Genomic DNA, 15,251 nt, shown 5'->3' on the forward strand with positions numbered 1-15,251 from the left:
GACGGCGCAGCACGATCGTTGTCGTTGCTTTGGGTGCGGTCGCGGTGTGCATGGAAAGAATTCGAGGGGGTTGGGAAAGCGGATTCCCGATAATGGCCCGGATTGTAGGCGTGGCAGGTCGCGCGCGCCGCAGGACTCCGCCGCAAAAGCAACACCATGCATACACGCACCGTTTTCTTCGTCTCCGACGGCACCGGCATCACCGCCGAAACCTTCGGCAATGCCGTTCTGGCCCAGTTCGAGATGAAGCCGCGCCACGTGCGGCTGCCGTTCACCGACACGGTCGACAAGGCGCACCAGGCGGTGCGGCAGATCAACCACACGGCCGAGGTCGAGGGCGTTCGGCCCATCGTCTTCACCACACTGGCCAACATGGACGTGCTGGGCGTGATCGAAACCGGCTGCAAGGGCATGCTGCTGGACATGTTCGGCACCTTCGTGCGGCCGCTGGAAATCGAGCTGGCCATGAAGTCGAACCACCGCATCGGCCGCTTCAGCGACGTCAGCAAGAGCAAGGCCTACAACGACCGCATCGCGGCCATCGACTTCAGCCTGCAGCACGACGACGGCCAGAGCCACCGAGACCTGGAAGGCGCCGACGTGATCCTGGTCGGCGTGAGCCGCAGCGGCAAGACGCCCACTTCGCTCTACCTGGCGATGCAGCACGGCCTGAAGGCGGCCAATTACCCGCTGATTCCCGAAGATTTCGACCGCCGCCAGCTCCCGCCGGCGCTGAGCCCGCACCGCAAGAAGATCTTCGGCCTGACGATCCAGCCCGAGCGGCTGAGCGAGATCCGCAACGAGCGCCGGCCCAATTCGCGCTACGCCAGCCTGGAGAACTGCCGCCACGAAATCAGCGAGGCCGAGGCCATGATGCGGCGCGCCGGCATCCGTTGGCTTTCGACGACCACCAAGTCGATCGAGGAAATCGCCACCACGATCTTGCAGGAGCTGCGGCCGGAGCGGTTGGTCTACTGATTTGCTATCTTTTCAGTAGCAATCACCACCCGCCCGACGGACTATCCGAACAGATACTGCGTGACGCCGTCCGCGCCGGTCACCGGCTGGCAGGGCATGCGCCACACGGCCTCGATCAGCGCGGGCTGCAGCAGGTCGGCAGTCGCCCCCTGGCGCAGGCCGTCAGGCGCACCCAGCACCACCACCTCGTCGGCATAGCGCCGCGCCAGGTTCAGGTCGTGCAGCACGGCCACCACGCCCACGCCCCGCGCCGCCCAGGCGCGCAGCAGGCGCATCGCCGAATGCTGGTGCGCGAGGTCGAGAGCGGCGGTCGGCTCATCGAGCAGCAGCCAGCGGCTCGCGCCATCGGGACGCGGATGCCAGAGCTGGGCCAGCGCCCGCGCCAGGTGAACCCGCGCCTTCTCGCCGCCCGACAGCGTGTTGAGGATGCGCGGCGCCAGCGCCGTGACGTCGGTCAGGGCCATCGCCTCGGCCATGATCGCGTCCTCGTCGCGGGTCGGCGCGCGACGGTGTGGGTAGCGGCCGAGCGCGACGATATCCTGCGCCGTGAAGTCGAAGGCGACCGCGCTTTCCTGCGGCATCAGGGCCCGGCGCAATGCCAGCACGGGCATTCCGTGGTCTGACAGTGGTCGGCCGTCGAGCGTCGCCCTGCCCTGCGTCGGCTCGCGCTGGCCGGCCAGCACCGACAGCAGCGTCGACTTGCCCGCGCCGTTCGGGCCGAGGATCGCGGTCACGCGGCCCGGCGCCAGTTCGACCGATGCATTCGCCAGCAACGTCTTGGCGCCGATGCGCACCTCGACGCTGGCGCACGCCAGCGCCCCGTGTCCCCTCGCCGTCGTCATATGCGCCCCCTGAAATGCCGCAGCATCAAGAGGAACATCGGCACGCCGATGAAGGCCGTGAGCACGCCCAGCGGCAGCTCGGCCGGCGCCATCACGGTGCGCGCCACCGTGTCGGCCGCGAGCACCAGCGCCGCGCCCAGCAGCGCCGAGGCCGGCAGCACGACGCGGTGGTCGGGCCCGGCCACCATGCGCACCCAATGCGGCGCGATCAGGCCGATGAAACCGATGATCCCAGTCGTGGCCGTCACCGCGCCCACCGCCACCGCGGTGATGACCACGGCACGTCGCTTGGTGCGTTCCACGTCCACGCCGAGCAGCGCCGCCTGCGCCTCGCCGAGCGCGATGGCGTTCAGGGGCGAAGCGAGCGACGCCGCAGCCCAGCACGAGAGCAACACCGCCACGCCCACCAGGATGACCGCGCTCCAGCGCGCGCCGCCCAGGCTGCCCAGCAGCCAGAACTGCAGGCTGCGCAGCTGCTCGTCGGTCGCCATCACGCTCAAGAGGCCGAGGCCGGCGCCGGCCAGCGCGTTGATCGCGATGCCCGCCAGCAGCATCAGCGCCATGCGCGTGCCGCCTTCGCTGCGCGACAGGCCGTAGATCAGCAAGGTCACGACGAAGCCACCGCCGAAGGCCATGAGCACCAGCGTCCAGCTGCCGAGCGTGCGCGGCAGCATCGGCCAGAACGAGGCGCCCAGCACGATGGTGATGCCGGCCGCCAGCGCTGCGCCGCTGCTGATGCCGATCAGCCCCGGGTCGGCCAGCGGATTGCGGAACAGCCCCTGCATCAGCGTGCCCGCCATGCCGAGCCCCGCGCCCGCCGCCACGCCGAGGACCAGGCGCGGCAAGCGGATGTTGAGGAACACGAGGTGCTCGGGCGACTGGCTGCTTGCGCCCTGCCCCAGCGAGGTCAGCACGTTCCACAGCTGCGAAAGACTGATGGCGTAGGCGCCCGACACGGCGCCCATAGCGAAGGCTGCGGCGAGCAGCACCGCGCTGCCGCCCAGCACGGCACGCGCCCCCAAGCGCTGGCTCATGCGAGCGCGGCCCGGAACTTGTCGTGCAGCTCGCCGATGGCGGCCGGCAGGCGTGGGCCAAAGCCCAGCAGCAGCAAGGCGTCCTGCGTGATCAGCGCGCGCTTCTTGTACGCCGGCGTGAGCGCCAGCTCGGGCCGCTGCCAGAAGCGCTCGACGCCGCCGTGCGCCTCGATGCTCTGCGTGCTCGTGAGGATGATGTCGGGCGCCGCACTGGCCATGGCCTCGGCCGTCATCGGCCGGTAGCCGTGGAAGCCACCCAGCGCGTTCACGCCACCCGCAAAGCCGATCACCGCATGCGCCGCGGTCTTCTCGCCGGACACCTGCGGGCTCGCGCTGTGCGACAGCACGAACAGCACCTTCGGCTTGCGGCCCTTCGCGCCGCCGATGCGCTGCAGGACCTGCGCCCATTCGGCATCGAGCCGGCCTTGCAACTCACGCGCCTGTGCTTCCTTGGCGGCAGCGCGACCCACGGCCTGCACCTTGCGCTGCACTTCGGCCCAGGTGTGATCGGCCTCGATGATCTCGACCTTGACGCCGGCCGTGCGAATCTGGTCGAGCACGACGGTCGGACCCGACTCGTTGGTCGCGATGATCGCGTCGGGCTTCAGTGAGAGCAGCCCTTCGGCCGACAGCTGACGCATGTAGCCCACCTTGGGCGTGGCGCGCGCAGCGGCGGGAAACAGGCTGGTCGTGTCGGTGCCGACCAGCTGGCCTTCGGCGCCGAGTGCATAGACCACCTCGGTGATCGCGCCACTGACCGTCACCAGCCGCGGCAGGCGCTTGCTGTCCTGTGCGAACGCGGGCCACGCGCCCGCGCCGAGCGCTGCAGCAGAAAGCAGGCGCAGCGCATCACGGCGACGCGGCACGGAAGAAGAAAGAAAAGAGAGATCTCGTGGTTCAGTCATGGGGTCACGGACAGCGAAAGAGAAAGACGCGCGTCAGCCGCGCCGGGGAATGTTGTGGGCGATGCGCCAGAGCACGCCGCTCGGGTCGGTCAGCGTGAAATCGACCATGCCCCACGGACGCTCGGCGGGTGGCGTGGTCTGCACGGCATAGCGTTCGGTCAGCCGCTGCGCCTGCACGCGCGCCCACCAGGCCAGCGCGTCGTCGACCAGCAAATGCATCATGAAATTCTCTGCGTGGGCCTGGACGTAGAAGTCCTGCAGCAGGAAGCTGCTCCCGCCGCTGAAGAAGTACGCAATGCCGTCCTCGTTCGAGGCCAGCGTGAAGCCCAGGTCCTGGTAGAAGGCCACGGACAGCGCGAAGTCCTTCGCCGGCACGAAGGCCTTGATCTCGACCACGCCCGGAAAGGTGTCAGCACTCATCGCGCTGGCGCTTCCGAGGTGGCCAGGCGCGAGAGCTTGGCCACGATCTGGCGCCACTCCGCGCGCTCGGGCACGCCCGGCTTGCGCGCACCGAAGAACATCGCCATCAGCTCGCCATCGCCATCGAAGGCCTCGACCGAGGTCACGATGCCGTCGCTGGTCGGCTTCTGGACGATCCACACGCTCGCGATGCGGTCTTCGCGCAGGTGCAGGTTGAAGCCGGGGTCGAGCACGTTGAGCCACTGCATGCCGTGCATCTCCATCGGCTCGATGCGCACGACCGGCCCCGAGTGGATCTGGATGCAGCCGGGGCTGCCGACGAACACCATGATCGGCGTGCCGTCGAACGAAGCCTCGAGCAGCAGCTCGCGCACGGCGCTGGTTTCGGCTCGCTGCGTGAACTCGCCTTCGGTGAGGCGAAAGCTCTGCTGGCGTTCCACGTCGAACTTGTTCAGCAGGCTGAAGAACTCGTGCGTGTCCTGCATGCCGCGCCAGGCGTCAGCCAGTGCGACCGCATCGATGGCAGCGTCGTCGCGCGGCACCACCTTCTTCTCGGCGGGCACGAACTGCACCGGTGCGTCGGGCACGGCGGTGTAGGTGTCGATGACCGACTGGAACGCATCGCGATCGGTCGCGTCGCGCACGAAGATCTTGTGCACCGCCACGCCCTGCGGGTTGAAGAACTGCAGGCTCAGCGACGGCGGCACGCCGGCATTGGCCGCCGCCTCGCTGACCGCGAAGCCCGCATGCCAGCGGCTGAAGAACAGGCGCAGGTCGATGACCTCGCCCAGCGCGAGCCCCATCGCGTCGCTGCCGGACACCTTCTCGTAGACGCCGGTCTTCTCGTGCACCGTGGTCTCGTTGCGCGTGAGCGCCAGCACGGGGCCGCACAGCTCCAAGGCTTGCAGCAGCTCGACCCACGAGCCCTTCAGCCGCGTGGCGCGCAGCGCCTTGTCGTGCGCGCCCGTGTGTGCCGCAATGGCGGCGCCTTCGCTCAGGCCCATGGCCGCGGCCGCGTCCTTGTGGCGCATGCCCTTGGCGCGCAGTTCGGCGAAACGGGTGCGGATGTCTTCGGCATTCATCGGGTGTCCTTTATTTGGAGAGAAGTGGCGGTGCGGCTCAGAAGTCCGCCACGAGCGAGACGTTGAAGCTGCGGCCCGGCTGGGTGTAGGCGTCGCGGATGGCCGAGGTGGTCGTCACGCCGCGCACATCGCTCCACATCCAGTAGCGCTTGTTGGTGAGGTTGGTCACCGACGCGTTCAGGCGCAGGTCCTTGCGGATGCGCCACTGCGCGCTGATGTCCAGCGTGGTGGCCGCCGGCGTGCGGAACTGCAGGCCCGTGGTCACTTCGCTGCGATCGACGTCTTCCCACTCCTTGGCGCCATGATGAACCGCATCGAGGCGCACGCTCCAGGCCGGCGCCTGGTACTTGAGTCCGGCGCTGAACTTCTGCGGATCGATCGAGTTGAGCGGCCGGTTGTTGGTGCGGTCGCGGCCCTGCGTGCGGCCGTAGGCGAAGGGCACGGAGAAGCCGTTGCCGTTCTCGGTGAAGTCGAGCTCGCCCTTGATCTCGAAGCCGCTGATGCGCGCGCGCCCGACGTTGACGGTCTGGTAGATCAGCGGGTCGATGCGCGGAATGCCGCGCCCACCCACGAGCTTGTCGTTCTCGATGAGGTCCTTGTAGTCGCCGGTGAAGGCGGCCACGTCGAAGCTCAGGAGGCCGGTGCGCCCGCGCACGCCCAGCTCGATGTTCTGGCTCTTCTCGGGCTTGAGGTTCGGGTTCGGGATCGTCTTGTAGCCCGAGATCACGTTCTCGAAGAAGTTGTTCACCTGGAACGCGTTGGGCGCCTTGAAACCCGAGGCGTAGTTGCCATACACGCTGAACTGCGGCGTGGCGCGGAACAGCACGCCCAGCTTGGGCGACACGGCCGAGCCCGACAGCGACACGGCCTGCGCGTTGAAGCCCGCCTGCTTCGCATCGAGCGAGAAGCGGTCGAAGCGGATGCCGGGCGTGATGCTCCAGCGGTCGTGGATGAACTCGTCCTGTACGTAGAAAGCCGTCGAGGTTTCGCGCGTGTCGGGAAAGCGCTTGAGCGGGTAGCTCTCGCCGGCCGGCGGCACGAGGCCGGTCTGCAGGTTCTCGACGTTGGTGCGCGTGTAGTCCAGGCCGTAGGTGATCTTCTGCGCCCAGCTGCCCATGCGGATCGTCTTGTCGGCCTGCAGGCCGAACTGCCAGGTGTTCTCGTCGTAGGTGACGTCGCGCGTGCGGTCGGCCGCGGTGAAGCGGTCTTCGTAGATGTACTCGCGCGAGCCGGCCTTCTGGTAGCTCACGACGGCGAGCAGGTTGTCGGCCACGACGCTGTTCAGGCGCAGCCGGCCTTCGTAGGTCAGGCGGTCACGGTCGAGGTCGGTCTTGGCATTGAGGCCGATCACCGAGGTGGATGCATACGGCGGCTTGGCCACGCCCGACAGCAGGTTGTAGCGGCTGCGCTTCTCGACGTGCTCGAAGGTGAAGGCGTGGCGCTGGTCGGCGTTGGGCGTGAGGATGGCCTTGGCCAGCAGCGAACGGGTCTGGTCGCGCTGCGGATTGGGCGCGGTGCGGTCGAGGTTGGGCACGTTGAGCGAGCCCCGGTTCTCGAGTTCGCTGGCGTGCCCCAGGTTGGCGGACACGAGCCACTCGAGCACGTCGTTCGCCTTGCCCGCGAGCGTGACGCCGCCGCGCACGCCGTTGTCTTCACCGCTGTAGCCGATGTTCGCGCTGCCGCCGAAGGTCTTGCCCTCGCGCAGGAAGGACGAGGGCTCGCGGGTGATGAAGTTGACCAGCCCGGCCAGGCCGTCCGAGCCGTACAGCGCCGAGGCCGGGCCCTTGATGATCTCGATGCGCTCGACCAGGCTGATGTCGAAGTAGTCGCGGCCGAACGCATTGGCGCTGAACACGTAGCTGCGTGGCGTGCGGATGCCGTCGGTCAGCAGCAGCACGCGGTTGCCGTCCAGGCCGCGGATGTTGAAGCCCGCGTTGCTGTCGCGCCCGGTGTTGCCCTGCGCCAACCCGAAGCGCGCGGGCGAACGCTTGACCGACACGTTGGGCAGGTCGCGCACGGCATCGCGGATGTCGTGGATCTGCTTGCTCTCGATGTCCTGGCGGTTGATGACCTCGATGCTCAGCGGCAGGTCGTCCTTGGCCTGCTCCGAGCGCGATCCGCTCACCACCACTTCGCCGAGCGCCGCGAGTTGCTGGGACCACGCGGGCGCGGCGGCCATGCCGAAGGCAGAGGCGATCAGCCAGGGCAGCAGCGCGGGTCGATGGGAAGACGGTCGAGGGAAATGAGCGGTCACGAAAAAGGTCCAGAAAACAGTTGAAGAACTGCTTGCTGGACCTTGAGGCGCAAAGGGTTGCGCGAGTGACCTGGCTGGCAATGAGGGGCAGCGGTGTGCCCGTGTTTTTATTTTATGAGAATAATTCTCATCTTCACAACTTCAGGCACTTAAGACTTACTCACGCAGGGGCCGTCGTGCGGATCAGGTGGTCGAACGCGCCGAGCGCCGCCTTCGCGCCGTCGCCGGCCGCGATGATGATCTGCTTGAACGGCACCGTGGTGACGTCACCCGCCGCGAACACGCCGGGCACCGAGGTCTGGCCGCGCGCGTCGACAACGATCTCGCCGTGCTTCGTCAGCTCGACCGTGCCCTTGAGCCAGTCGGTGTTGGGCACCAGGCCGATCTGAATGAACACGCCTTCGAGCTCGACCTTCTTCAGCTCGCCCGATGCGCGGTCCTTGTAGACCAGCCCGTTGACCTTCTGGTCGCCGGTGATCTCGGTGGTCTGCGCGTTGGTGAAGATGTCGACGTTCTTCAGGCTCTTGAGCTTGCGCTGCAGCACGGCGTCGGCGCGCAGTTGCGTGTCGAACTCGATCAGCGTCACGTGGCCGACGATGCCGGCCAGGTCGATAGCGGCCTCGACACCCGAGTTGCCGCCGCCGATCACCGCCACGCGCTTGCCCTTGAACAGCGGGCCGTCGCAGTGCGGGCAGTAGGCCACGCCCTTGTTCTTGAACTCGTGCTCGCCCGGCACGTTGATGTTGCGCCAGCGGGCACCGGTCGAAATGATGACGGTCTTGCTCTTGAGCGAGGCGCCGCTTTCGAGCTGCACCTCGATCAGGTCCTTGCCGGGCACCAGCGCCTTGGCGCGCTGCAGGTTCATGATGTCGACGTCGTAGTCGCGCACATGCTCTTCGAGGGCATGGGCGAACTTCGGTCCTTCGGTTTCCTTGATCGAGATGAAGTTCTCGATGCCCAGCGTGTCGAGCACCTGGCCGCCGAAGCGCTCCGAGGCAACGCCCGTGCGGATGCCCTTGCGTGCGGCGTACACCGCGGCAGCGGCACCGGCGGGGCCACCGCCGACGATCAGCACGTCGAACGCATCCTTGGCGGCGATCTTGGCAGCTTCGCGCTCGACGCCGCTGGTGTCGATCTTGGCGAGGATTTCTTCCAGGCTCATGCGGCCCTGGCCGAACTCGGTGCCGTTCAGGAACACGGTCGGCACGGCCATGATCTGGCGTTCCTTGACTTCGTCCTGGAAAGTGCCGCCCTCGATCATCGTGGTGCGGATGCGCGGGTTCTGGATGGCCATCAGGTTCAGCGCCTGGACCACGTCGGGGCAGTTGTGGCAGGTGAGCGAGACGTAGATCTCGAACTCGAAATCGCCGTCGAGCGCCTTGATCTGGTCGAGCACGGCCTGCTCGACCTTCGGGGGGTAGCCGCCGATCTGCAGCAGCGCAAGGATCAGCGACGTGAATTCATGGCCCATCGGCAGGCCGGCAAAGCGCGGGCCGTGGTTTTCGCTCGGGCGGTTGACCGAGAACGAGGGCTTGCGGTGGTTGTCGTCGCGGCTTTCGGTCAGCGTGACCAGCGGCGAGACTTCGGCAACGTCCTTCAGCAGCGACAGCATTTCGCCCGAAGCCTTGCTGTCGTCGAGCGAGGCAACGATCTCGATCGGCTGCGTGGCGCGTTCGAGGTAACTCTTCAATTGGGCTTTGGTGCTGGCGTCAAGCATGGCGGACTCTCTTTCGATAACTGGAAACTATCAACTGGGGACAAAAAAACCCGGGGCCTCGTGAGCGCCCGGGCTTTGCGCGGGGCGCTTAGATCTTGCCGACGAGGTCGAACGACGGAGCGATGGTCTTGTCGCCGTCATTCCACTTGGCCGGGCAGACTTCGTTCGGGTGCTCGGCGGTGTAGACCGCTGCCTTGAGCTTGCGCAGGGTTTCCTTGACGTCGCGGGCGATTTCGTTGGAGTGCACTTCGGCGGTCTTGATGACACCGTCGGGGTTGATCACGAAAGTGCCGCGCAGTGCCAGGCCTTCTTCGGGGATGTGCACGCCGAACGCGTTGGTCAGCGTGTGGGTCGGGTCGCCCACCAGGGGGAACTTGGCCTTGCCGACGGCCGGCGACGTGTCGTGCCAGACCTTGTGCGAGAAGTGCGTGTCGGTGGTCACGATGTAGACCTCGGCACCCAGCTTCTGGAACTCGGGGTAGTGGTCGGCCGCGTCTTCGACTTCGGTCGGGCAGTTGAAGGTGAAGGCCGCCGGCATGAAGATCAGCACAGACCACTTGCCCTTGAGCGTCTCGTCGGACACATCGATGAACTTGCCGTTGAGGTAAGCCTGGGTCTTGAAGGGTTGGACTGCGGTGTTGATCAGGGACATGTGATTCCTTGGATGCTGCGGTTGGAAAAATAAGCGTGAGCCATGAGTATAACTACCAATATATCGTTTTTGATAGATATCAACTATTGAAAGTATTGGAACCCGCTATGTTTGCCATCGCCTCGCGCATCGCCTTGCGCCAGGTCAATACGAACGTGTATCACCATCACACGCATGCAGACCGGCGCAGCATGGGTTTGCTTGCAAGCGTGTGTTCGCCCCTCCGACAATCACCGCTTTCAGAACAAGGAAAATAATCATGAAGGGCGACCCCAAAGTCATCGAACACCTGCAGGCGCAGCTCAAGAACGAGCTGACCGCGATCAACCAGTACTTCCTCCACTACCGCATGCTCAAGCACTGGGGCCTGGACAAGCTGGCAAAGAAGGAATACGAGGAATCCATCGGCGAGATGAAGCACGCCGACAAGCTCATGGACCGCATCTTCATGCTCGACGGCCTGCCCAACCTGCAGGACCTGGGCAAGCTGAACATCGGCGAAGACGTGCCCGAGCTGCTGCGCTGCGACCTCGGCGCCGAAACCGGCGCGCAGGCGACCATCAAGGACGGCATCGCGCATTGCGAATCGGTGCGCGACTATGTCTCGCGCGACCTGCTGCAAGAGATCCTGGACGACACCGAGGAGCACATCGACTTCCTGGAGACGCAGATCGACCTGATCGACCGCGTCGGCCTGCAGAACTACCTGCAGTTGCAAGTGGGCGAGCTCGAGTAAGCACAACGCAACACCGCCACGGCATTGCAAACAAACGGGGCTTCGGCCCCGTTTTTTATTGCTCTTTACTTAACTTCATAGCCACTGAATAGCAGTCATTCTCATTCGCGCGACTACAATTCGCGCTTTCGATGACTGCCCCCGCCCGTTCCGACAACCGCCGCCGCGCCTATTGGCTCAAGACCCTCCACGAGTGGCATTGGGTCAGTTCCGCCATCTGTCTCGTCGGGATGATCCTGTTCAGCGTCACGGGCTTCACGCTCAACCACGCGGGCCAGATCGAGGCCAAGCCGGTGGTCACCACGCACCACGGCACGGTCGACGACGCCTTGCGCGCCCGCCTCGAACAGCAGCTGCCGGCCGCCAAGGCTCAGCAAGGGAAGGCCCCGCTGCCCGCCGAACTGCAGGCCTGGCTGCGCAAGCAATGGGACATCGACACCGCCGGCCGCGAAGCCGAGTGGTCCGACGACGAAATCTACCTCCCGCTCCCCCGCCCCGGCGGCGACGCCTGGCTGCGCCTGAGCCTGCCCGAGGGCGAGGTCGAATACGAGCGCACCGACCGCGGCTGGCTCTCCTATTTCAACGACCTGCACAAGGGCCGCAACACCGGCACGGCCTGGAGCTGGTTCATCGACATCTTCGCAGCCGCCACGCTGGTCTTCTCGGTCACCGGGCTGTTCATTCTCAAGATGCACGCAGGCAACCGCCCCTTCACCTGGCCCATGGTGGGCATGGGGCTGGTGGTGCCGGTGCTGCTCGCGTTGCTGTTCATTCACTGACCGATCCGATCGACGGATCGGCCGGTGCGTTGTCTTTGCTGATTCAGGAAGAAAGAGGTTTTCCCGTGCACCTTCGCTACTCGCTCGCACCGATCGCCATGTCGGCGTTGTTCGCGGCCCCGGCCATCGCCGCTGGCCTGTCGGTCAACATCGAGATTCCCCGGCTCAACGTGTCGGAGTACCACCGCCCCTACGTGGCGACCTGGATCGAACGCGCCGACAGCACGATGGCCGGCACGCTGGCCGTCTGGTACGACGTGCGCACCAAGACTAACAACCCCGAGGGCGAAGGCACCAAGTGGCTCAAGGACATGCGCCAGTGGTGGCGCCGCGGCGGCCGTGAACTGGCGGTGCCGGTCGATGGCGTCACCGGCGCCTCCAAGCCCGCGGGCAAGCACCAGCTGAGCTTCACCGAGGGCTCGGGTGCCATGCCCAAGCTCGCGCCCGGCGCCTACAAGCTGGTGGTGGAAGCCGCCCGTGAAGTCGGCGGCCGCGAGGTCGTGACCATCCCGTTCCAGTGGCCGCCCACCGCGGCCGCGCAACCGGTCGCGGCCGGCAAGGAAGAGCTCGGCGAAATCAAGCTCGAACTCAAGCCCTGAACGCCGCCGTCACCCACACCGCCCGCCCACTCATTCCAAGGACCACCATGACCCGCTTCACCCTGCGCGCCGCCGGCCTCGCCCTCGCCCTTTCGGCCGTTGCTTCCGTGACCCAGGCGCACAACGCCTGGCTGCTGCCCTCGACCACCGTGCTGTCGAAGGCCGACACCGTGAGCGTCGACGCCGCCGTGTCGAACGACCTGTTCGTTGCCAACCACGCGCCGCTGCGCCTGGACGGCCTGCAGATCACCGCGCCCGACGGCAGCACGGTCAAACCGGAATCCGAAGCCAAGCTCAAGCTGCGCAACGTGTTCGACGTGAACGTCGCGCAGCCGGGCACCTACCGCATCGCGGTGGTCAACAACGGCGCGTTCGCCGCCTGGAAGGACAAGGCCACGGGCCAGAACAAGCGCGCCCGCGGCACGGCCGAAACCATCGCCAAGGAAATCCCGGCCGACGCGCAGGACGTGACCATCACCCAGTCGGCCGGCCGCATCGAGACCTTCGTGACCGTCGGCAAGCCCTCGGCGCTCAAGCCTATCGGCCAGGGCCTGGAGCTGATCGCCGCCGGCAGCCCGACCGACCTGGCCAAGGGCGAGAAGGCCACCTTCACGCTGCACCTGGACGGCAAGCCCGCCAAGGACCTCGAAGTGACGGTGACCGCCGGCAACACCCAGTACCGCGACAAGCTCGACGAGCTCAAGCTCAAGACCGACGACAAGGGCCAGTTCAGCGTGACCTGGCCGGCCGCCGGCATGTACTGGCTCGACGCCAGCACCAAGGACAGCAAGACCACCGTGCCGCAAGCCAAGGAACGCCGCCTGAGCTACGCGGCCACCTTGGAAGTGATGCCCTGACCCTGCGTTTTTCCTTGGGCCTTTCCTTCAGCACCTGGCGCGCGGGCGGCTACGCCAACGCGGCCGTTCCCCGCCCCGCCGATCCAGCCAGCCTCCAGCAGCTCGGCGGGCAGACGATGGGCACGACCTGGTCACTGCGCTTCGACAACCCGCGGATGCTGCCGCTCGCACAGGTGCGCGAGGCGGTCGAGGCCGCGCTCGCGCGCGTGATCGACCAGATGAGCCACTGGGAGCCCGACTCCCTCATCAGCCGCTTCAACGCCGCGCCCGCCGGCTCGCGCCATGCGCTGCCAGCCGAATTCGCACAGGTGATGCGGTGCGCCCTCGCGTGGGCGCAGGCCAGCGGCGGCGCGATCGATCCGACGGTCGGTGCGCTGGTGGCGCGCTGGGGCTTCGGCCCCGCAGCATCACAGGACAACGCCCTGCCCTCGCCCGACGCGCTGGCCGCGATCCACTCGAACGTCGGCTGGCAACGGCTGACCTTCGATGCGCCCAACCACACGCTCCTGCAACCCGGCGGCGTGCAGCTCGACCTGTCGGGCATCGCCAAGGGCTTCGCGGTGGACCACGGCGTCGACGCGCTGCGCGCGCTCGGCCTCACCGACCTGCTGTTCGAAATCGGCGGCGAGCTGCGCGGCATCGGCCGACGACCCGGCGGCGCGCCGTGGCAGGTGCAGGTCGACACCGAGATGCCGACCCCGCAACGCATTGCGCTGGCCGACATGGCCGTGGCCACCTCGGGCGACCGCTGGCATCGGCGCGCCATCGAAGGCCGCAGCTGGTCGCACACCATCGATCCGCGCGACGGCGAGCCGGTGGCGCATGCGCTGGCCAGCGTCACGGTGCTGCATCCGCAGTGCATGCAGGCGGATGCGCTCGCCACCGTGCTGACCGTGCTCGGCCCCGACGAGGGGCTGACCTTCGCGCAGCAGCGCGACATCGCGGCCCTGTTCATCGCCCGTGCCGACGACGGATCGATCTCCGAGCGCGCCACGCCCGCGTGGCAGGCGCAGGCGGGCGCATGACCGAGACCCTGTGGCGTGCGCTGGGCGCCAGCGCGACGGTCACGGCCTATGCCGCGCTGTGCCTGGGCATCTACGCACGCCAGCGACGGCTGCAGGCCACGGCCGCACGCGAAGCCGCGGCCCTGTCGGCCGGTGACGGCGCGCAGGCGTCGCCCACCCTCGTGCTGTTCGCCAGCCAGACCGGCCAGGCGGAAACCATCGCGTGGCAGACCGCGCGACGGCTGCGCGCGGCCGGCACGGCCGTGCGCGTGATGGCCCTCAACGCCCTCGACAGCGCCACGCTGGCCTCGGCCCGCCGCGCCCTCTTCGTGGCCAGCACCTACGGCGAAGGCGATGCGCCCGACGGCGCCAGCGTGTTCGCCGAACGCGTGATGGGCGCGCCGCTCGCGTTGCCGTCGCTGCGCTACGCCGTGCTGGCGCTCGGCGACCGCCAGTACGCCCACTTCTGCGGCTTCGGCCGCGCACTCGACGCGTGGCTCCACACGGCCGGCGCCGTGCGCGACTTCGATCCCATCGAGGTCGACAACAGCGATCCCGCCGCGCTCGCCGATTGGCACGCCCGCTGGGGCGATGCGCCAGAGGGCGGCGACGACGCCCCGGCGAGCTTTGCGCCCTGGAAGCTCACGCGGCGCGAACTGCTCAACGCCGGCAGCACGGGCGGCCCGGTCTTCCACCTCGGCCTCACGCCGCAAGCCGGCGCCCTGCCGCACTGGGCGTCGGGCGACCTGGTGCAGGTCGCCGTCGCGAGCGATCCGGCGCGGCCACGCGACTACTCGATCGCCTCCCTGCCCGCCGATGGCGAACTGCAACTGCTCGTGCGGCAAGAACAGCATCCCGACGGCTCGATGGGCGCCGCGTCGGGCCTGCTCACCTCGACGCTTTCGGTCGGCGACTCCGTCGCGCTGCGCCTGCGGCCGCACCGCGGCTTCCGGCTCGAGGGCAACGAGAACCGTCCGCTGATCCTGATCGGCAACGGCACCGGACTGGCCGGCCTGCGCGCTCACCTGCGCGCACGCGCCGCCGCTGGCCGAAAAGACAACTGGCTGGTGTTCGGCGAGCGCCAGTCCGCCCACGACTTCCTCTGCCGCGAAGAAATCGAAGCCTGGCAGGCCGACGGCACGCTCGCGCGGCTCGACATGGTGTTCTCGCGCGACCAGGCCGAGCGCTTCTACGTGCAGCACCGCCTGCTGCAGATGGCCGACACGCTGCAAGCCTGGCTGCGCGATGGCGCCGCCGTCTATGTCTGCGGCAGCCTCCAGGGCATGGCATCGGGCGTCGACGCGGCGCTGCGGCAGATCGCCGGCGACGACCTCTGGGCCGAGCTGTCGGCCAGCGGACGCTACCGCCGCGACGTCTACTGAACGGCCCGCG

Annotated in this window: 15 protein-coding genes; 7 read left to right on the forward strand and 8 right to left on the reverse strand. The window is 67.5% G+C overall.

The window, feature by feature from the left end; all coding sequences use genetic code 11:
* The first annotated feature begins 156 nt into the window (after positions 1-156).
* Positions 157-978: a posphoenolpyruvate synthetase regulatory kinase/phosphorylase PpsR gene (gene ppsR / locus AC07O4_RS24160; protein WP_062473023.1), complete on the forward strand. Its 822-nt coding sequence runs from the start codon at positions 157-159 to the stop codon at positions 976-978.
* Positions 979-1,019: 41 nt separating this feature from the next.
* Here ppsR and AC07O4_RS24165 read toward each other — a convergent pair whose 3' ends face one another.
* From AC07O4_RS24165 to ahpC, 8 genes are all read right to left on the reverse strand, one after another.
* Positions 1,020-1,820, reverse strand: a complete 801-nt coding sequence (locus tag AC07O4_RS24165; protein WP_495305868.1) for a heme ABC transporter ATP-binding protein — start codon at positions 1,818-1,820, stop codon at positions 1,020-1,022.
* The gene (locus AC07O4_RS24170; protein ID WP_495305869.1) at positions 1,817-2,854 is read right to left on the reverse strand and encodes a FecCD family ABC transporter permease; all 1,038 of its coding nucleotides are present in this window, start codon (positions 2,852-2,854) and stop codon (positions 1,817-1,819) included. Before AC07O4_RS24170 ends, AC07O4_RS24165 begins: the two co-directional genes overlap by 4 nt.
* Entirely contained in the window at positions 2,851-3,759 is a 909-nt protein-coding gene (locus tag AC07O4_RS24175) for a heme/hemin ABC transporter substrate-binding protein (RefSeq protein WP_495305870.1), read from the reverse strand. Before AC07O4_RS24175 ends, AC07O4_RS24170 begins: the two co-directional genes overlap by 4 nt.
* Before the next feature lie 33 nt (positions 3,760-3,792).
* A complete protein-coding gene (locus AC07O4_RS24180) occupies positions 3,793-4,179 on the reverse strand; it encodes a VOC family protein (RefSeq protein ID WP_495305871.1) in 387 nt (128 codons plus the stop codon).
* A complete protein-coding gene (locus AC07O4_RS24185; protein WP_495305872.1) occupies positions 4,176-5,261 on the reverse strand; it encodes a hemin-degrading factor in 1,086 nt (361 codons plus the stop codon). Before AC07O4_RS24185 ends, AC07O4_RS24180 begins: the two co-directional genes overlap by 4 nt.
* Before the next feature lie 37 nt (positions 5,262-5,298).
* Positions 5,299-7,515 carry a TonB-dependent hemoglobin/transferrin/lactoferrin family receptor gene (locus tag AC07O4_RS24190; RefSeq protein ID WP_495305873.1) on the reverse strand — a complete coding sequence of 739 codons (2,217 nt, stop codon included), beginning with the start codon at positions 7,513-7,515 and terminating at the stop codon, positions 5,299-5,301.
* A 160-nt stretch (positions 7,516-7,675) separates the two neighbouring features.
* Entirely contained in the window at positions 7,676-9,232 is a 1,557-nt protein-coding gene (ahpF, locus tag AC07O4_RS24195; protein WP_062473035.1) for an alkyl hydroperoxide reductase subunit F, read from the reverse strand.
* A gap of 88 nt (positions 9,233-9,320) precedes the next feature.
* A complete protein-coding gene (gene ahpC, locus AC07O4_RS24200) occupies positions 9,321-9,884 on the reverse strand; it encodes an alkyl hydroperoxide reductase subunit C (protein ID WP_070059611.1) in 564 nt (187 codons plus the stop codon).
* Positions 9,885-10,143: 259 nt separating this feature from the next.
* On the opposite strand from ahpC, the gene bfr reads away from it, so the two are divergent.
* From bfr to AC07O4_RS24230, 6 genes are all read left to right on the forward strand, one after another.
* Positions 10,144-10,620 carry a bacterioferritin gene (gene bfr, locus AC07O4_RS24205; protein ID WP_062473038.1) on the forward strand — a complete coding sequence of 159 codons (477 nt, stop codon included), beginning with the start codon at positions 10,144-10,146 and terminating at the stop codon, positions 10,618-10,620.
* Positions 10,621-10,751: 131 nt separating this feature from the next.
* Positions 10,752-11,399, forward strand: a complete 648-nt coding sequence (locus AC07O4_RS24210) for a PepSY-associated TM helix domain-containing protein (protein ID WP_495305874.1) — start codon at positions 10,752-10,754, stop codon at positions 11,397-11,399.
* A 98-nt stretch (positions 11,400-11,497) separates the two neighbouring features.
* Positions 11,498-11,998, forward strand: coding sequence for a DUF2271 domain-containing protein (locus AC07O4_RS24215; RefSeq protein ID WP_174543631.1), 501 nt, complete (start codon positions 11,498-11,500; stop codon positions 11,996-11,998).
* Between the two features lie 47 nt (positions 11,999-12,045).
* Positions 12,046-12,855, forward strand: a complete 810-nt coding sequence (locus AC07O4_RS24220) for a DUF4198 domain-containing protein (RefSeq protein ID WP_095950795.1) — start codon at positions 12,046-12,048, stop codon at positions 12,853-12,855.
* Between the two features lie 14 nt (positions 12,856-12,869).
* Positions 12,870-13,880 (forward strand): FAD:protein FMN transferase, encoded by a 1,011-nt coding sequence (locus AC07O4_RS24225; RefSeq protein WP_495305875.1) that lies wholly within the window; start codon positions 12,870-12,872, stop codon positions 13,878-13,880.
* On the forward strand, positions 13,877-15,241 hold the full coding sequence (locus tag AC07O4_RS24230; RefSeq protein WP_495305876.1) for a sulfite reductase subunit alpha: 1,365 nt from the start codon (positions 13,877-13,879) through the stop codon (positions 15,239-15,241). The genes AC07O4_RS24225 and AC07O4_RS24230 overlap by 4 nt, the downstream gene beginning before the upstream one ends.
* The last annotated feature ends 10 nt before the right edge of the window (positions 15,242-15,251 follow it).

The organism is Variovorax sp. GW821-FHT09D04 (assembly GCF_059416405.1).